Here is a 16,543-nt window from a genome sequence, read left to right on the forward strand (position 1 = left end):
GGCCGAGGTCGAGGCAATCGCATCCTGGTCAGGGTTTGTGGACCTCGAATATGGAAGCGACTGGGCGAGGTTTTCGCGTGCCGCGAGCAAATCGGTCAAATGTGAAGAAGCTGGAAGTGGGTGGGGATGCGCCGTCGAAGCCCGACCCTGCAAATAGTTGCAGACCTCTCGCCAGTTGTAATGCCGACGGGCCGGTGCGCCGTGATCATGCTCGCGACGAGTTTTGTCCTGGGAGCCTGCGGCAATCAACTCAATAGCTCTCTTCGTGGTTCCGAGGAGCGCGTCGCCATCCGGCTCTCCGTTAAGGAGAGCGAGCATCTGCGTCAGGGCATGCAGCGCTATCTCGCAAGCGTTCAAGGGATCGTCGAAGCATTGCACCACAACAAGCGTGTCGCCGTATCAGAGAGCGCAAAAAACGGTGGGGTGGGGATGTTGAGCGGGGTCCCAGCTTCAGTTGCGGTTCGTCTGCCGCCAGAGTTCCTTATGCTCAGTATGGACACGCATCAGAAATTCGATGCTCTGTCCCGCTCTGCCGCAGCGGGCGAATCCAAATCTCAAATGTTGAAGCAGCTCGGCGATATCCTCGCCAACTGCACAGCGTGCCATGCCAAATATAAACTTACGCCGAATTAGGCTGATCTGGCAGCCAGATATCTGGCTAATGCCGTAGGGCTGACCTGACATTGGTCAATATTGGCGGGGCAGTTCCATGCGTCATCTATGGGGGAAGTGATCCGTTATTCGACCGGGCCTAAAAAATGGACGACCTTACCGTCGCGCGCGCCTTCCACGTTCTTGCCATCGTCCATTGGATTGGCGGCGTGGCCATGGTGACCACTGTTATCCTTCCCGCCATCGATCGCCTGGCTGAGGCTTCCGAGCGTCTGCGGATGTTCGAGGTCATTGAGGGCCGCTTCGGCCGGCAGGCGCGAATCTCGACGGCCGTTGCCGGCCTTACAGGTTTCTACATGACGTGGCGGCTTTCTGCATTTGACCGCTTTCTCGATCCGGCCTTCTGGTGGATGCATGCCATGGTCGGGATCTGGGTGATTTTCACTTTCGTCTTGTTTATCGCCGAGCCTCTTTTTCTGCACCGCTGGCTCCGCAAGCGCGCGGCAATCGATCCCGACGGCACATTTCGCCTCGTGGTGCGGCTTCATTGGTTTCTCCTCTCGCTCAGCCTCGCGACACTGGCAGGGGCCGTTCTGGGTGCACATGGTGCCCTTGCATAAGGCCGTGGGTGAGACATGGAGACTGCACTTTCTCTGCGAGCGGCTTGATGTTTGTTAAGTGCCGAGTGACCCTTTGGCTCCTCCTATAGAGCGGAATAATTGGTGATCTCTTGGGAGAAGCCCTATGTCTTGCTCGTTTTGGGACGACATCCAAACCGGGGGGCAGCTCGATCTCGGCAGTGTAGATGTCTCGCAGAATGACATCGTCCGTTTCGCCTCCGAGTTCGACGCTCAGCCGTTCCACACCGATGAGGAGGCTGCGCGTGCGACGCTGCTCGGCGGGTTGTCGGCGTCCGGATGGCATACATGCACGCTCATCATGCGTCTGCTCGAGGAGGCGATCGCTCGTCACTCGGGCGTTTTGGAAACTGCGGGTCTCGATGACATCATCTGGCTGAAGCCCGTGCGTCCGGGCGACGTATTGAGCGGCAGGATCCGCTGGTCCCGGGAGGCCGCCTGTTCCTGTGGTAGCGGAGCGAGGGTCAGGGGAGCAGACATCGGGGTGCGCAATCAGCACGGGGAGGTCGTGATGCAGTGGCGGATGAGCTGTCTGATCGCGCCGCCCACAGATCCCCGTCGCGAGATTCCGAAAGACTGCCCAATACGCAAAGGGCGGGCAGCGCGCGTGCTCCCTCGACCGGGCGATCACGCTATCAAGTACTTTGAGGATGTTGCACCGGGGGACGAGATCGCGCTTGGCGAGTACGCCTTCACGATGGATAGGATCGCCGATTTCCGCGCACGTTACGGGCCTGGAAGTGCGTATGACGAGACCATCCATCCGGGCATGACATACGGTGGCAATGAGACAGCGCTCGCGTGGCATGTGACAGCAGTATGGATGCACTGCATCGTGCGCTACTACGAGCATCAGGCCGCACGACTTCGACGGCAGGCCAAGCCGGTGCCTCTGCTCGGACCCGCCGTGGGAGTGAAGCACCTGCGGTGGCACTTGCCTGTTGGCATGGGCGAGACGATTACGTTTCGTGCCTGGGCCGAGCGCAAGATCGAGACCTCACGCCCGGACTGGGGTCTCCTTGTTGTCGGAGCGGTGGGAGAGAACCGGCGGGGCGACACTGTCGTCTCATTCTACCCTCAGATGCTCCTTGAGCGTCGCACGGGGCGGTGTTGCGGAGAGGCCTCCGACAAGCCGTTCCAATAATCGGCACCTGAGCGAATGGGCAGAAGTCGCCTCTGATGACGTGCGAAGCTCTTCGTTCCGCAATCTGCTTGCGTTAACCTAGTTGAGATCGAATGTCCTCGCAGAGGGGCCAAGGCGCGAAGGCGAGGCATGCGCTTGCTCTTGCGGGCCAGATCAAGGTGGCGGTTGTTCGTCTCCTGCCCTGGCCCGTTGCCTTGGTTCGTCCCTCCCCGGCCTCACGTCCCTTCGGCATTAAAAGTGTGGCAGTCCTTCGCCGTCCATTGGCGTCCCACGCGGACAGAGAGCCTATTCCCTTATGCTGCAACATCTCCGGGGCTGGACGGCTTCGACGCCTATTCCGAGCCGTTTGGCTTGTGCTGACCTGCGGATAGGTTTTCTCTCGTCCTCGCGTCCAGAGGTGCGCTCCCATCTAATCCGAGCTGGCGTGACGATCCCTGCTTTCGTGTCCGCTCAGCCACCCCCGCCCCTTGTCGTGCAAACTACGGCCGGCGGCGCCCTGGGAGAAAACCCTCGCGCTCTCGGTTTTTGTTCCCCGCCGCTCTGCCGATCGGCTCCTCGCGCCGCTTCCGCTGCAAAAAAACCTTGGGCTCGGGTCCTCCCGCTCCGGCCAAGATGGTTCCTCGGGCTTGAGCCGGCCGCTGGGTCCTGCACGCCGGCGGGAGATGGTCTCTCGCCGGACAATAGAAAGGACCAGTCACATGGCTACCATCGGATCTGTCACGAAGCGCGAAGATGGCCGCTTTGAAGGCGAGCTCAGAACCCTGTCGATCCGCGCCGAGATCGCACTCCTGCCGGTCTCGGACAAGTCGTCGCCGAACCAGCCCGACTATCGGGTGATGTCGCAAGGCATCGAGATCGGCGCCGGGTGGATCCGCAAGGGTCAAACCTCCGGCAAGGAGTACGTCGCGCTTTCGATTGCCGCTCCGGAGTTCGGGTCGAGGACGCTCTACGCGAACCTCGGCCGGGCGGCAGGCCAGGACGATGACAGCGTCTATGCGCTGATCTGGAACCCGCAAGAGTAAGAGCTCACGCTCTCCCCTTCGCCCTCGTGCCCTCCCGGCACGAGGGCTTTTGCTTAACTTGAGAGCAGGGTGTGCTGACCCCCGATCCGTCTCTCACGCCGGGCCGCGCACTCGAGACTATGGACAGTGCGTGTGCGCTCCCGGAATGAGTTCGCGTGATGACGCGTGAACATGAACTCGCATGCACTTGCATGAAGGAATTGGTGACAGGCAGAGCGTAGGGACTGAGATCAGGATAAAGGACTGACGTCATTCGAGCGTCAAGGCTCACAACGACGGGCACTTGGCAGACGTCAGCAAAGTGCCGATGACGCTACCGCTCAAAATTCCTGTTCGCGGTCTGTGTGCTGTTTGACGCCGACTTGAATTTGTCGTCCCCAACGCCATCTCGTCACGCCGTCGCGCACAAGCGAAATGCAAAGCAAGGTGCAAAGCTCTCAATAGGGGGCGCCGCGCCCTAATCCGTTGGCTGTGTGGAAGCGCTAGACCAGTATGCGCTGCCCTTTAGGCGGCTCCCTCCCGTTGGTCGGGTCACGCCCTATCGCGCGCCCCGGCGCGCGACCGAGCCCGCAAGCGGTCTCGGCCCATGCGGGTTGCGGTCGTTTCCGCAAGTGAAGTGCAGAGCAGAGCAGAGCAGAGCAGAGCAGAGCAGAGCAGAGCAGAGAGGTCAATACGGTCTTGTGCGCAGCGGCGCGCTCTGGCTCACCAAGGGGATGCCCCTCTCCGCCGCCGCCGCTCGCCGGTCGGGGCAAGCGAGCGACGGCGGCTCCGAGGGGATCTGAGGGATCCTGTACCAAGGCGTGAGAGGCGCGGATCATTGTTGCTCAGAAGGGCACCGCTGGTTGGCTCCGCCTCATGAGCACGCGTTTACCCGCTTATCCCAATTGAGGTCGTGGGGGGAAGCCTCAAGAATGGGTCTCATGCGCTTGAGGCAAAAGAAGGAGGCGAGGCATGAGTGTGGTTCTGATGAAAGAAGAACGTCGCTCCGAGCGAGAACTGAGCGGCGGGAGCAGACCAGAGCGACCTTGAGCGACACCAGGAGTGATTGCGCGCTTCCCTAGCGCAATACCTCATCATGGCTGAGAGCCAGAACGCGAAGAGCGAGCTTTATCCCATGGGTCATCACTCGCCTTATCAATCGCGCCTTCTGCCGCGTCTCATCCGCTTTCGTCACGCGCCCTGCTACCCACGGCATGGAGGCGCTTGCTGCCGATGCCCTCGACCCGTTTGGCACGGACGCGACGGAAGCGACGCGCAAGCTCTCCTTACTCAAATCCGGTCCCGAGAAGGACATCTACAACCGGTACGGCAAACGCTGGCATCGCCCTACGCCCTACTTGCTCAATACGGATGCAATGTGCTCGCCTTCGGACAGTTGAGCCTGCTTCTGTAGGCGGTGCAGATCCTCTGGCTTGAGGTTGGTGTAGCGACGTAACATTCGCCAATCCTTGTGACCTGTGACCAGCGCGACCCTCTCAATCGATAGGCCTACCTCAAACAGACGGCTTGTCCCTTCGTGGCGGAGGTCATGAAAGTGTAGATCCTCGATCTCTAATTCTCGGCAAGCTCTGCGGAACGCGGTTCCGACTGACTTCCCGTTGTGGGGAAAGACGCGGCCAACGCCACGGGTGACAATTTTCTGCTCGAGCAGGATGGTCCAAGCGTCAAAGCCGGTGAGATTCAAGAGAGGCACTTTTTGGTGGTTGCCGTCCTTACGGCGCGGGTCCTTGCGATCCTTTACCGTGACAGTCTTTCTCTGTAGGTCGACATCGGTCCATTCGATGCGGCACAATTCGTCCTGGCGCATGGCGGTTGCTATGGCGAAGCGGATGATCCGCCCCATCGGAATCAATTGTCGGGAGTTGCTCTCAAAGTAGGTGATGAGCGCCTCGATCTCGTCATCGGTCGGCCGCCGATCCCGCTCGTTGCCCTTTCCAATAAGGCCAAGTCGGCTGAGCGCGACGCGGGCAAGACGCACTTCCTCTGCGGATACCTTCACACCGTGCAAGGCAGCGGCATGGGTCAGGATGGTCCGGATATAGGAAAAGTCGATGGACAGAGTTACGGGACCCGCTCCTTGCTTGAAGCGCCGGCGGCCATACTCGATCAACCGCTCACGCGTCAGATCTTTCAGGCGGGTATTGCCAAGGGTCTCTTTCAATGCGGCCAGCACAGCCGCTTTCGATCGGCGGATCGCCTTGCCGACCTCTTGAAGGTCGCTCTCGTGGATGCGGATCAAGTCTCCGAAGGTCATCGGCGCCTTCGTGGATTTGGTCGGCGTGGTCTGGCCGAGATCTATCGCGCGCTCGACCTCGAGCGACCAGGTCTCAGCATCCCGACGGCGGAGAAATGTGTCGGACGCATAGCGCCCCTTGCGACGAACTTGGGCACGCCAGTGTCCGGACTTCAGTCTTGCGAAGGTGGCCATCGTGTGCACTCACTCGCCGCGTGTGCGAATCCTGTGCAGTGACGCGCAGAATTCGCGGGACGTTCCGTGAAAACGAGTGCACACGCGAGTGCACACGTTCACTCTTTGCCCTTTGAGACTGCGTCAAAATACGTGAGAAATCAAGATCATAGGTTCTGCGTCGCCCCGATGATGGATTGGACGGACCGGCACTGCCGCTTCTTCCACCGCATCATGAGCAAGGGCGCGCGGCTCTACACGGAGATGGTGACGGCGGATGCCGTTATTCATGGCGACCGTGCGCGGCTCATGGGGTTCAGCGCGGCGGAGCGGCCGCTGGCGCTGCAGCTCGGCGGTTCGAATCCGGTGAAGCTCGCTGAGGCGGCGGCCGTTGGCGAAGCCTTCGGCTACGACGAGATCAATCTCAATATCGGCTGTCCCTCTTCGCGCGTGCAGGAGGGCCGGTTCGGTGCATGTCTGATGGCCGAGCCGGATCTCGTGGCGGCGTGCGTGCGCGCCATGGGAGATCGCGTGCGCGTGCCGGTGACCGTGAAATGCCGGATCGGCATCGACGACCAGGACAGCGAGGCAGATCTTTCACGCTTCATCGCAACGGTCGCCGACGCCGGCGTGACGACGTTCATCGTGCATGCCCGCAAGGCGTGGCTCGATGGTCTTTCGCCAAAGGAGAACCGTGAGATTCCGCCGCTCGACTACGCCCGTGTCTACCGGCTCAAGGCGGCGCGGCCCGATCTCAAAATCGTCATCAACGGCGGCATCGAAACGCTGGAGGCTGCTGCTGAGCACCTCGCGCACGTCGATGGCGTGATGCTGGGGCGTGCGGCCTATCAGACTCCTTACGTGCTTGCCGGTGTGGATCAGGCATTTTTCGGCGTGACCTCGCCGCCGCTCGCCCGTGGCGAGGTGCTCGATCAGCTCGTGCCCTATGTGCACGCGCATCTGGTAGACGGCGGCCGGCTCAATTCCGTCTCGCGGCACATCCTCGGGCTCTATCACGGACAGCCGCGGGCACGGCAGTTCCGCCGCCATCTCTCCGAACACGGCGTTGGCGAGGGGCCCGGGCTCGATGTTCTGGTCGAGGCGATCGCGCTCGTCGAGGGACGTGGTTGTGCGATCGCGGCCGATGCCATGGCTGCCGGGTAGGGAGCGGCGCCGTGGATCCCTGGCTGGCCAACGGTGATCTGGCGTGGCTCGTCCTCGCCCTTCTCGCCGGCGGGCTGGCGGCCGGCTTCCTCGCAGGACTTCTCGGTGTCGGCGGCGGCGGCATTCTGGTGCCGGTGCTGTTCGAGGTTTTCACACTTCTCGGTGTGCCGGACAGCATCCGCATGCACTTGGCGCTCGGGACGTCGTTCGCCGTCATCGTTCCGACGGCGATCTTGTCGTTTCGCGGACATCTCGAACGCGGCGCGGTCGATACCGCCGTGCTCAAGCGGTTGGCCCCGTTCGTCGTTCTGGGTGTCGTGATCGGGATCGCGCTCGTTTCCTCCGTCTCCGGCACGGCGCTGAAGTGGGTGTGGATCGTGTTCGGCGGATTGTTCGCTCTCAAGATGGCGCTGGGCCGGGATGACTGGCGTCTTGCGGACGACGTGCCGGACAGCGGATTGATTCGTCTTGCCGCGTTTGCGGTCGGCCTCATCTCGACGCTGATGAGCATCGGCGGCGGGATGTTTCTGGTATCGCTGTTTACGCTTTGCGGCTGGCCCATTCTCAAGGCTGTCGCCACGTCGAGCGGTTTCGGACCGTTTATCGCGATCCCCGGGCTGATCGGCTACATGTGGGCGGGATGGGGCAACCCCGAGCTGCCGCCCGTCTCGCTCGGGTTCGTCAGCGTGCTCGGCGCGGCGATCATCATTCCGATGAGCGTTGTCGCCGCGCCCCTCGGGGTGCGCGTTGCGCATGGTCTGTCGCGGCGCAAGCTCGAGCTGGCGTTCGCGGCCCTTCTCGCCGCCGTGGCGCTCAGGCTCTTCCTTTCGACGCTTTAGGGTTCCGGTCGGCGTCGAACGTCGGCGTGATAGCGCGGTCAGATTTTCTGATTGTACTCGCCGACCTCGGGGAACTTGGCGAGGCGGGCTTCGATGTCGCGGAAGATGGCGATCTTATTCTCTTCCGAAACGGGGCTCTCGACGACGATGACGAGCTCCGGCTTGTTGGAGGAGGCGCGCACGAGCCCCCAGGTGCCGTCTTCAAGCGTTACGCGCACGCCATTGACGGTGACCAGGTCGCGGATCTTCTGGCCGGCCACGGTGCCGCCGCTCCTGGCGATGCCTTCGTAGTCGGCCACCACCTTCTCGACGATGCCGTACTTCTTCTCATCGTCGCAGTGCGGCGACATGGTCGGCGACTGATAGGTCTTGGGCAGCGCGCGGCGCAGATCAGCGATGGTCTTGCCCTCGGCTCGGTCGAGCATGTCGCAAACGGCGATGGCGGCGACGAGGCCGTCGTCGTAACCGCGGCCGAGTGGCGGCTGAAAGAAGAAGTGTCCGCTCTTCTCGAAGCCAGCAAGCGCCTTCTGCTCGAAGGTGTAGCGCTTCATGTAGGAGTGACCGGTCTTCCAATAGAGCGCCTTGGCGCCGGCGGCCTGGAGAACGGGGTCGGTCATGAAGAGGCCGGTGGATTTCACGTCTGCGACAAAGACCGGATTTTTATGCAGTTGCGACAGGTCGCGGGCCAGCATGACGCCAACCGTGTCGGCGAAGATCTCGTGACCCTCGTTGTCGACGACGCCGCAGCGGTCGCCGTCACCATCGAAGCCGAGACCGACGTCCGCCTTGTGGGCCACCACCGCCTCGGCGATGGCATGCAGCATCTTCATGTCCTCGGGGTTGGGATTGTAGCGCGGGAAGCTGTGGTCGAGCTCGGCGTCGAGCGGCACCACCTCAATTCCCAGGGCCTCGAGAATTTTCGGTGCGAAGGCGCCGGCCGTGCCGTTGCCGCATGCGGCGATCACCTTGAGGGGGCGCTTTATCTTCGCCCGGCTGGTCAGCGCTTTTGCATAGCGCTCGGCAAGGTCGGGCACGAATTTGTAGATGCCGCCGGACCGCGGTTTGACCGCGCCCGAAAGCACGATCTCCTTCAGGCGGCTCATCTCGTCGGGGCCGAACGTCAGCGGGCGGGCAAGGCCCATCTTGATTCCGGTCCAGCCGTTGTCGTTGTGGGAGGCGGTGACCATGGCCACGCCTTCGACGTCGAGCTCGAACTGGGCGAAGTAGGCCATGGGCGAGAGCGCGAGGCCGATGTCGTGCACCTCGAAGCCGCCGGCGAGAAGGCCGGTGATCAGCGCCTGCTTCACGGACGCCGAATACCAGCGATAGTCGTGGCCGACGACGATGCGCTTCGGGACACCGCGCTCGTCGAAGAGAGCGGCCATGCCGAGCCCCACGGCATTGAGGCCCATCAGATTGATTTCCTGCGGGAACAGCCAGCGTGCGTCGTACTCGCGAAAGCCGGTGGGCTTGACGAGCGGCAGGCGCTCGAAGTCAGCGGTGTTGGGCTTGAGGTCGGCGCGGGGCTTGGGGAACATCGACGGGCCTTTGTCTCTGGGTGCCGAATGTGTGCTGCGGGGAACGGGCGGCGCGGTCATGCAAATGGATTGCGGCGAAAAGCGGTGCGGCCCTCGTAAGTTCGTGTACGCGCAGTTTATGCGCACTCCGGGGTCCCCGTCCAAGCTCGGACGGCGCGCTCTTTTGTCATACGCTTTTATGGGTAAACGCCTGGCCGGCTTGAACGTTCAGGAGTGCGGATGGTCGGGCCGCGGGGATGTCATTCGACCAGGAGCAGGCGGCCTGCGCTAATGTCCACGCGCTCGAGCCGGGATAGAAAGCTCATGCCAAGCAGGGTTTTATCCATGCGGCCGCGCTCGGTGACGGCGGCGTGCACATTGCGGACGGTGATGCGCCCGATGCTCACGCGGTCCAGGGTGACGGGCGCGACTGCGGCATAGCCGTTGGCCGTCGAGACGCGGGCGGTGAAATCGGACGGGCGAAGTCTCAAGCCGGCGCGCTCGGCGTCCTCGTATGTCAATGCAACCATAGAGGCTCCGGTGTCGACCATGACGTCGAGGGAGCGGCCGTTGATCTCGGCGCGGGCGTAGTAGTGGCCATCGGCGTGCGCCTTAAGCTCCTCGCTGCCGCTTGCGCTGGGCGGCGTGGCGGGGCGCGCCTCGATTGCCGCTTTATCGCTGACCGGAGCCTGGTCCACGCCTACGGCCGCGACCAGCGTCGAGCGCAACGTGTCGTAGTGAACGATGCCGGCAACGAGAATGGCAGCCGCGGCGGTCCAGCTCGCCAGCTCGCCGAGCAGGGAGCGCGTGCCGGGGGAAAGGGCCATGTCGCGGGCTCTCCAAATGGTGGCGCTTCAACCCCGGAGGGTCAGGAAATCGCCGGAAAACTCATAGGAGCGCAAACGCTTTAAGAAACTCATACCGAGCAGGTTCTCGGTCAATGCGCCCGGCTGGGCGACCAAGGCCTCGACGTCGCGCACCTCGAGGGGGCCGACCGAGACCGATTTCAAGCGGACAGGGGCCGCATATGTGGTGCCGTTGGCCGTCGACACCGGAGTGGTGAACGACAGGGCTTTGATGTCGATGCCGGCGCGCTCGGCGTCGGCGGGCTTCAGGACGACGGTCGAGGCGCCGGTGTCAACGAGGAGGGACATGCCGACGCCATTGGTGGTGCCGCGTGCCACGAAGTGGCCGTTCTCCTGGCGGCGCAGGCGCACGGCCTGCTCGCCCGTCGGTGCGGTTTCGACGAGGAGGGTGTGTCCCGGGGGAAGAACCTCGCCGGCAACGCGATACGCGACCGTCCTCAGCTCTTCGCGATAGGCGTAGCCGACGATCAGTGCGAGGCCCACCGCCAGCCAGATGAGGGCGTGACGGATGGCGTCGCGCGCGCGGCCCTGGTAGTCGCCGGCGGAAAAGACGAGATAAAGACCGCCCAGAGCCAGCAGGCCGATGATGTATCCGGCGTGATCGCCGGCGATGGCCGTCAGGCGATCCGTGTCACCGCTGAGCGACAGGAACAGCACCACGAGTCCGACGAGGACGGCGAACAGGATTGCAAGCATCAGGGAGCTTTCCGAACCTTGGCGCCGGGCTGGCGGCTTTTGAGCTCCACCATGATCCTGCGGCGCTCGGCGTCGGTATAGGAGCTCCAGCAGGCGATCTCATGGCGCGAGCGGCGGCAGCCTTCGCAGAGGCCGCTCGCGGGATCGATAACGCAGACCTTGATGCAGGGTGTTTCCATCGGCGGCAATCTAGGCAGTCCGGGGCGGGTGCTCAATGGGGAGTGGCGCGGCAAACGGGCTCGCAGGGTACTTCCGATGCTCCGTCATTCGGGAACGTGGCCTGTGCGCCCCTCTCCCTGGCCCTCTCCCAAAAGTGTGAGGGAATCGTGGCTCCCTCCGCCGCCGCGTGCCCCCTCTATTGCTTCTGCTTCTCCACTTGGGGTCCGGAAGCGAGGGGCATGGCTTCAAGCGACGCGCGGCGGGCGCGAGGTGGGTGTGGTCGGATTCGGCGCAACGCGCAGGCGCGGCTGGCGGTTCGACGCGGGCGGCTGGCGATGGCGTTCGGCCCCGAGGGGCTGGAGCGGGGCGACTTTTGCCAGGACGCGCTGGGGCGGAAGGGTGACGCTGACCTCTGTCCCTTTGCGCAGCTCGGATTTGAGATCGAACGTGCCGCCATGCAGCTCGATCAGGCTCTGGACGATCGGCAGGCCGAGGCCGGTGCCGCCTTCGGCCGTTTCGTGGGCGAGCGAGCCCTGACCGAAGGCCTGCAGCACCTTCGGGATTTCGTCTGCCGGAATGCCGGGACCGGTGTCGCGGACAATGAGGGTCTGGCCGCCGTCCGCGGTCTGGACCACCGTGATGGCGACCGAGCCGCCCTTGGGAGTGAACTTGATCGCGTTCGACAGCAGGTTGAGGCAGATCTGGCGCATGGCGCGGACATCGATCCAGACCTGAGGCAGATCCGGGGCGACGGCGAGGTGAACCTGCAGTCCTTTGCCGGTGGCTCTCAGCATCAGGAGGCGCTGGCAATCCTGTGCGATGTCGCCCAGGTGGGCACGCTCTTCGACAAGCTCGTAGCGGCCGGCCTCGATGCGCGACAGATCCAGGATCTCGTTGATGAGCTGAAGCAGATGGCGGCCGCTCTCGTATATGTCGTTCGAATACTCGCGGTAGATGGGTGCCGTGTGCTCGCCGAACATTTCATCCTTCATGACCTCGGAAAAGCCCATGATAGCGTTGAGCGGCGTTCTGAGCTCATGGCTCATCGTGGCGAGGAAGCGCGACTTGGCCTTGCTGCCGGCCTCGGCACGCTTGCGCGCTTCGTCGCTCACCAGTCTTTCCTCGTCGAGCTCGGCGATAAGGATGTCCTTCTGCGCGCGGAAGGCCAGCATCTGCAGCGTCGTCTGCTGCAGGCCTTTGGCGAGAAACACGAAGTAGACGTGGACGCCGACCGCCATGGTCGCGAGTGCGTAATAGAACGGCTCGTGCAGCATGATGAGGCGTGCGGAGACGGCGAGCGTCATCGGCACGGTGCCGACGTAGAGCAGGCTCATCATCGTCGACGTGAAGGTCATGCGGACTGCAAGCAGCACGATCAGCGACGCGAAGATGAAGACGTGCGAGGAAAATACCGCCGACTGGACGACCTGATCCGGCGAGTTGATGCCGACGAGCGCGAATGCCGCCCATACAAATCCCGAGAACAGCTCGGCCAAGAAGAACTTGCGACGCCAGGGACGAAGGTCGTCGTCGATCTTGGCCTGAGCGACGAAGCGGCGGCAAAGCTCGAGCAGGACGACCTTCGAGGCGATCACGAGCAGGAGCCACAAGCAGCCCTCCGCCCACGGTGCCCAGAACATGGAGGCCAAGGCGAAGATGGCCGCGAGCGCCCAGATCGTGACGGCGGCGGAAAGCTCGTTTCTGGCAAAGATGCCCATGAGCTCGAACTCGAACTCGGGCTTGATGTCGCTGCCGCGCATGAGGCGGTCGCGCGCGGCCTTCACGTCCTCGCCAGCGCGTTTGCGGGCTGCGTGACGCGTTCTCAAATCGGCGAGAATTTTGGCTCTGGTTTCTTTGTCCATTCCGTCCGCCGTGCAGATCTCACGACGGCCAATTCATCTCGCAACCGGCGGCACGAGGGCTTGTGGCACGGCATGCGAGAATGATAGGTCGTTGGCTCTGCCCAGGGGCTACTCTCCCCAGAATTCGCTAACGATGGGTTTACCCGAGACAATCCGGGCGGCCTGGCCTGTTCCCTTGGGAACAGTCGGACGGCGCGCAGCGCTGCAGGGTGAAGCAAAAAAGGCGGCGAAGCGCGCGGGAAGCCGACATGAAAGTCACAATCGTTGGATCAAGCGACGCCTTCGGTTCCGGGGGCCGGCTGCAGACCTGCTTTCACATCACGTGGAGCGGGGGCCAGTTCCTGATCGACTGCGGGGCCACGTCCCTGACGGGCATTTTCCGCCAAGGCATTGATCCAAATTCGGTATCTACAATCTTCGTGTCGCATCTCCACGGCGATCACTTCGGTGGGCTGGTGTGGTGGCTGATCCACGCCGTGCATGTGGCGGGGCGTACCGCCCCGCTCACCGTGGTCGGCCCGGCCGGCATCGAAGAGCGCTTCACGACAGCGGCCGAGGCACTTTTCCCCGGCTCGACACGCTCTGAACGGCGTTTCAACCTCACGTTCCGCACCTATCGCGATTTCGAACGGCTCGACGAGGCGGGTGTCGCGGCGACGCCGTTCGTGGTCAGCCATCCGTCGGGCGCGACCTCGTATGCGCTGAGGTTCGAGGTGGACGGCAAGGTACTGGCGTTTTCAGGCGACACGGAATGGGTGGACACCCTGGTGCCGACGGCGCAGGGGGCCGATCTCTTCATCTGCGAATGCTTCGCCTTCGAGCGGGAGGCCCGCTATCATCTCAACTGGCGAACGATCGAAACCAATCTTCCGAAGCTCGGGGCCAGGCGGGTGCTGCTGACCCATCTCGGTCCGGAAGCGCTCGCCAACCGGGATGCCATGCGCCATCCTCAGGTGAACCTCGCCGAGGACGGCCTGCAACTGGAGCTCTAAGGGCTCGGGGATCCAAGGGAAGACCTTTTCGCGTGACGCGTGTGCTCGACCGCCTCGTAGGCGAGATCCGGCGGTGCCGGCGGTGCGTGGAGGCGCCCACCGGCGCGCCGCTTCCGCATGAGCCGCGTCCGGTTCTGCGCGTGTCCGGGACGGCGCGGCTGGCCGTTGTCGGGCAGGCGCCGGGAACCCGCGTGCATGCCTCGGGCTTGCCCTTCACCGATCCGTCCGGCGTTCGTCTCAGGTCCTGGATGGGGATCGGCGAGGACGTGTTTTATGACACGGAGCGCGTCGCCATCGTGCCCATGGGGTTCTGTTTTCCGGGTTTGAATGCGAAGGGCGGCGATCTGCCGCCCAGGCGGGAATGTGCGCCGCTGTGGCGGCCTCGGCTGTTCCGGATGCTTCCGCAACTCGATCTCGTGCTGCTGGTCGGCATCTATGCGCAACGCTGGCATCTGGCGGAGCAGTGCGGTGCGAGCCTTGGCGAAACGGTGCGCGATTTTCGGCGCGTTCTCGCGCTTCCCGGCCGCCCGCGGTTCTTTCCGCTGCCTCATCCGTCCTGGCGCAACAACGCCTGGCTCACCCGTAATCCGTGGTTCGAGGACGAGCTGTTGCCGGTGCTGCGGCGGGAAGTTGCGGGGCTTACCCAACGTGCAGGCAAAAATAAACCGAGCAAATCGCTTGACCCGGATGGGCGAACAAACTGATGTTACGGAAGCCCGAATATCGGGAATTCCATTTCAACCGTGCGGTTCCTTATGCTCGACGACATGGACGTCAAAATTCTCGCGATCCTGCAGGAGGATTGCACGCGGCCGGTGGCGGAGATCGGCAAGGAGGTCGGGCTTTCGACGACGCCCTGCTGGCGGCGCATTCAGAAGCTCGAGGAACTCGGAGTCATCAAGCGGCGGGTGGCAGTTCTGGATCCGATGAAGGTGAACGCGGGCGTCACCGTTTTCATCTCGATCAAGACCGACCAGCACAGTCTGGCCTGGCTCGAGCGCTTTCATCGGGCGGTCGCGGAGTTTCCCGAGGTGGTCGAGTTCTACCGCATGTCGGGCGACGTGGATTATCTCTTGCGCGTGGCGGTGCCCGACATTCACGCCTACGACATCTTCTACAAAAAGCTCATCTCCAACATCGAGATCGCAAAGGTATCGTCGGCCTTCGCGATGGAGGAGATCAAGCATACGACGGCGCTGCCGCTGACCTTTGCGCGGCCAGTGTCGGACAAGCGCAAGAGCGGTTGATCAGACGATCAGGTTGATCCCGCCGTAGACGAAGCACAGGAACGCTGCGAGCCCGATTACGGTCAACGTCAGCATCATGCCGAGGCTCCGCCATTTGAGGATGTGCGGGGTTTGCGACAGCCCGTAGGCGTGGATGATGCGTCCTGCGACGAGGCCGACCGCCAAAAGATGCATGACGATTGACGGCGCTTTCAGGTTCTCCGCGAAGGCGAGCAGCAGGAGTGCCATGGGGACATACTCGGCGAAGTTTGCATGAACGCGCGTACGTCTCAGAAGCTCCGCGCTCTCGCCGGTGCCGATCTCGATGCGGGCCTCGCGACGCTGCGTGATCACGCGCGCCGAGAGCAGCAGGTACAGGAATGCCAACAGCGATGCGTAGAATGCCGTAATGGGCATGTCTTCTCCTCCCGATTGCCTCGGTCGTTGGGACCCGAGTCTCAGAAGGATATCAGATCATTTTGCATGCGGATCGCGCTTGGCGCCTTGGATAGCCGGGGAGGGCAGCAAGGTGATGAGGCTCGAAGTGTCCCAGCGGCCGCCGCCGTTGTCCTGGACCTCGGCATAAAGGCCGTCGACGGTTGTGGCGATCGGGAGCGCCGAGCCGTTGCGGCGCGCTTCCGCGAGGCAGATGCCGAGGTCCTTGCGCATCCAGTCGACGGCGAACCCGAAATCGAAGCGGCGTGCGTGCATCGTCTCCCAGCGGTTCACCATCTGCCAGGACTGGGCGGCGCCCTTCGAGATGGTGTCGATGACGGCCGGCACGTCGAGGCCCGCGTTCTCGGCGAAGGCGATGGCCTCTGAGAGGCCCTGCACGAGCCCTGCGATGGCGATCTGGTTCACCATCTTCGTCAGCTGCCCGCTGCCCGCGGGGCCCATCAGCCGCGCCGCCTTGGCAAAGGTGAGGATCAGCGGCTCTGCGTCGCGGTACACGGTGGGGTCGCCACCGCACATGACGGTGAGCTGGCCTGCTTCGGCGCCGGCCTGGCCGCCCGACACGGGCGCATCGATGAAGCCGAGGCCACGCTCCGCGGCAGCGGCGGAGAGCTCGCGCGCCACGTCGGCCGAGGCGGTGGTGTGGTCGATGAAGATGGCGCCGCGCCGCATGGCCGAGAAGGCGCCGTCGGGGCCGAGTGTCACTTGCCGCAGGTCGTCATCGTTGCCGACGCAGGCGAAGACGAAGTCGGCATTTTTCGCCGCGTCCGCCGGAGTGGCGTGATGGGTGCCCGTGCCGTGTGCCGTGACCCAGGCCTCGGCTTTGGCGCGCGTGCGATTGTAAACCGCCAGCTCGTGGGCGCCCTTGGCAAGCAAATGCCCCGCCATAGGGTATCCCATGACGCCCAAGCCGATCCATGCAACCTTTGCCATTCTGCCAGCCCTG

At 63.3% G+C, this 16,543-nt stretch carries 17 protein-coding genes; 9 read left to right on the forward strand and 8 right to left on the reverse strand.

What is annotated here, in order from left to right; all coding sequences use genetic code 11:
• The first annotated feature begins 201 nt into the window (after positions 1 to 201).
• The 4 genes from QZV93_RS12860 (at position 202) to QZV93_RS12875 (ending at position 3,416) form a co-directional block, all read left to right on the forward strand.
• Positions 202 to 633: a hypothetical protein gene (locus tag QZV93_RS12860; RefSeq protein ID WP_295559010.1), complete on the forward strand. Its 432-nt coding sequence runs from the start codon at positions 202 to 204 to the stop codon at positions 631 to 633.
• Positions 634 to 758: 125 nt separating this feature from the next.
• A complete protein-coding gene (locus tag QZV93_RS12865; protein ID WP_295559012.1) occupies positions 759 to 1,232 on the forward strand; it encodes a hypothetical protein in 474 nt (157 codons plus the stop codon).
• 124 nt (positions 1,233 to 1,356) lie between these two features.
• On the forward strand, positions 1,357 to 2,394 hold the full coding sequence (locus QZV93_RS12870) for a MaoC/PaaZ C-terminal domain-containing protein (RefSeq protein WP_295559014.1): 1,038 nt from the start codon (positions 1,357 to 1,359) through the stop codon (positions 2,392 to 2,394).
• Between the two features lie 698 nt (positions 2,395 to 3,092).
• A complete protein-coding gene (locus QZV93_RS12875) occupies positions 3,093 to 3,416 on the forward strand; it encodes a DUF736 family protein (RefSeq protein WP_295559016.1) in 324 nt (107 codons plus the stop codon).
• Between the two features lie 1,333 nt (positions 3,417 to 4,749).
• Here QZV93_RS12875 and QZV93_RS12880 read toward each other — a convergent pair.
• On the reverse strand, positions 4,750 to 5,844 hold the full coding sequence (locus QZV93_RS12880; RefSeq protein ID WP_295559018.1) for a site-specific integrase: 1,095 nt from the start codon (positions 5,842 to 5,844) through the stop codon (positions 4,750 to 4,752).
• 132 nt (positions 5,845 to 5,976) lie between these two features.
• On the opposite strand from QZV93_RS12880, the gene dusA reads away from it, so the two are divergent.
• On the forward strand, positions 5,977 to 6,987 hold the full coding sequence (gene dusA / locus QZV93_RS12885) for a tRNA dihydrouridine(20/20a) synthase DusA (RefSeq protein WP_295559019.1): 1,011 nt from the start codon (positions 5,977 to 5,979) through the stop codon (positions 6,985 to 6,987).
• Between the two features lie 11 nt (positions 6,988 to 6,998).
• Complete coding sequence (locus QZV93_RS12890) at positions 6,999 to 7,826, forward strand: sulfite exporter TauE/SafE family protein (RefSeq protein WP_295559020.1); 828 nt, start codon at positions 6,999 to 7,001, stop codon at positions 7,824 to 7,826.
• A 38-nt stretch (positions 7,827 to 7,864) separates the two neighbouring features.
• On the opposite strand, the gene QZV93_RS12895 is transcribed toward QZV93_RS12890, so the two are convergent.
• The 5 genes from QZV93_RS12895 to QZV93_RS12915 all read right to left on the reverse strand — a co-directional run bounded on the left by QZV93_RS12895 (position 7,865) and on the right by QZV93_RS12915 (position 12,926).
• Positions 7,865 to 9,364 carry a phosphomannomutase/phosphoglucomutase gene (locus QZV93_RS12895; protein WP_295559021.1) on the reverse strand — a complete coding sequence of 500 codons (1,500 nt, stop codon included), beginning with the start codon at positions 9,362 to 9,364 and terminating at the stop codon, positions 7,865 to 7,867.
• Positions 9,365 to 9,603: 239 nt separating this feature from the next.
• Positions 9,604 to 10,170 carry a TIGR02281 family clan AA aspartic protease gene (locus QZV93_RS12900; protein ID WP_295559023.1) on the reverse strand — a complete coding sequence of 189 codons (567 nt, stop codon included), beginning with the start codon at positions 10,168 to 10,170 and terminating at the stop codon, positions 9,604 to 9,606.
• A 27-nt stretch (positions 10,171 to 10,197) separates the two neighbouring features.
• On the reverse strand, positions 10,198 to 10,905 hold the full coding sequence (locus QZV93_RS12905) for a TIGR02281 family clan AA aspartic protease (RefSeq protein WP_295559025.1): 708 nt from the start codon (positions 10,903 to 10,905) through the stop codon (positions 10,198 to 10,200).
• On the reverse strand, positions 10,905 to 11,084 hold the full coding sequence (locus QZV93_RS12910; RefSeq protein ID WP_295559027.1) for a DUF1289 domain-containing protein: 180 nt from the start codon (positions 11,082 to 11,084) through the stop codon (positions 10,905 to 10,907). The genes QZV93_RS12905 and QZV93_RS12910 overlap by 1 nt, the downstream gene beginning before the upstream one ends.
• A gap of 225 nt (positions 11,085 to 11,309) precedes the next feature.
• Positions 11,310 to 12,926 (reverse strand): ATP-binding protein, encoded by a 1,617-nt coding sequence (locus QZV93_RS12915; RefSeq protein WP_295559029.1) that lies wholly within the window; start codon positions 12,924 to 12,926, stop codon positions 11,310 to 11,312.
• A 248-nt stretch (positions 12,927 to 13,174) separates the two neighbouring features.
• On the opposite strand from QZV93_RS12915, the gene QZV93_RS12920 reads away from it, so the two are divergent.
• The 3 genes from QZV93_RS12920 to QZV93_RS12930 are packed head-to-tail and all read left to right on the forward strand — an operon-like array spanning position 13,175 to position 15,165.
• Positions 13,175 to 13,918 carry an MBL fold metallo-hydrolase gene (locus QZV93_RS12920; RefSeq protein WP_295559031.1) on the forward strand — a complete coding sequence of 248 codons (744 nt, stop codon included), beginning with the start codon at positions 13,175 to 13,177 and terminating at the stop codon, positions 13,916 to 13,918.
• Between the two features lie 32 nt (positions 13,919 to 13,950).
• Positions 13,951 to 14,622, forward strand: coding sequence for a uracil-DNA glycosylase family protein (locus QZV93_RS12925; protein ID WP_295559032.1), 672 nt, complete (start codon positions 13,951 to 13,953; stop codon positions 14,620 to 14,622).
• 51 nt (positions 14,623 to 14,673) lie between these two features.
• A complete protein-coding gene (locus QZV93_RS12930; RefSeq protein ID WP_295559064.1) occupies positions 14,674 to 15,165 on the forward strand; it encodes an Lrp/AsnC family transcriptional regulator in 492 nt (163 codons plus the stop codon).
• Here the strand turns inward: QZV93_RS12930 and QZV93_RS12935 are convergent, their stop codons facing one another.
• Both QZV93_RS12935 and QZV93_RS12940 read right to left on the reverse strand, forming a co-directional pair.
• Positions 15,166 to 15,561, reverse strand: coding sequence for an MAPEG family protein (locus QZV93_RS12935; protein WP_295559034.1), 396 nt, complete (start codon positions 15,559 to 15,561; stop codon positions 15,166 to 15,168). It lies immediately after the preceding gene.
• 57 nt (positions 15,562 to 15,618) lie between these two features.
• Positions 15,619 to 16,530 (reverse strand): NAD(P)-dependent oxidoreductase, encoded by a 912-nt coding sequence (locus QZV93_RS12940; protein ID WP_295559036.1) that lies wholly within the window; start codon positions 16,528 to 16,530, stop codon positions 15,619 to 15,621.
• Positions 16,531 to 16,543 lie beyond the last annotated feature (13 nt).

It is taken from the genome of uncultured Hyphomicrobium sp., from assembly GCF_902826555.1.
Classification (GTDB): domain Bacteria; phylum Pseudomonadota; class Alphaproteobacteria; order Rhizobiales; family Hyphomicrobiaceae; genus Hyphomicrobium_C.

What these genes read in the sequence shown, in the direction of transcription:
- QZV93_RS12865 (WP_295559012.1), top strand. Translation starts at nt 759, where the DNA reads ATGGACGACCTTACCGTCGCGCGCGCCTTCCACGTTCTTGCCATCGTC.
- QZV93_RS12870 (WP_295559014.1), top strand. Translation starts at nt 1,357, where the DNA reads ATGTCTTGCTCGTTTTGGGACGACATCCAAACCGGGGGGCAGCTCGAT.
- QZV93_RS12875 (WP_295559016.1), top strand. Translation starts at nt 3,093, where the DNA reads ATGGCTACCATCGGATCTGTCACGAAGCGCGAAGATGGCCGCTTTGAA.
- QZV93_RS12880 (WP_295559018.1), bottom strand. Translation starts at nt 5,844, where the DNA reads ATGGCCACCTTCGCAAGACTGAAGTCCGGACACTGGCGTGCCCAAGTT.
- QZV93_RS12895 (WP_295559021.1), bottom strand. Translation starts at nt 9,364, where the DNA reads ATGTTCCCCAAGCCCCGCGCCGACCTCAAGCCCAACACCGCTGACTTC.
- QZV93_RS12900 (WP_295559023.1), bottom strand. Translation starts at nt 10,170, where the DNA reads ATGGCCCTTTCCCCCGGCACGCGCTCCCTGCTCGGCGAGCTGGCGAGC.
- QZV93_RS12905 (WP_295559025.1), bottom strand. Translation starts at nt 10,905, where the DNA reads ATGCTTGCAATCCTGTTCGCCGTCCTCGTCGGACTCGTGGTGCTGTTC.
- QZV93_RS12910 (WP_295559027.1), bottom strand. Translation starts at nt 11,084, where the DNA reads ATGGAAACACCCTGCATCAAGGTCTGCGTTATCGATCCCGCGAGCGGC.
- QZV93_RS12915 (WP_295559029.1), bottom strand. Translation starts at nt 12,926, where the DNA reads ATGGACAAAGAAACCAGAGCCAAAATTCTCGCCGATTTGAGAACGCGT.
- QZV93_RS12920 (WP_295559031.1), top strand. Translation starts at nt 13,175, where the DNA reads ATGAAAGTCACAATCGTTGGATCAAGCGACGCCTTCGGTTCCGGGGGC.
- QZV93_RS12930 (WP_295559064.1), top strand. Translation starts at nt 14,674, where the DNA reads ATGCTCGACGACATGGACGTCAAAATTCTCGCGATCCTGCAGGAGGAT.
- QZV93_RS12935 (WP_295559034.1), bottom strand. Translation starts at nt 15,561, where the DNA reads ATGCCCATTACGGCATTCTACGCATCGCTGTTGGCATTCCTGTACCTG.
- QZV93_RS12940 (WP_295559036.1), bottom strand. Translation starts at nt 16,530, where the DNA reads ATGGCAAAGGTTGCATGGATCGGCTTGGGCGTCATGGGATACCCTATG.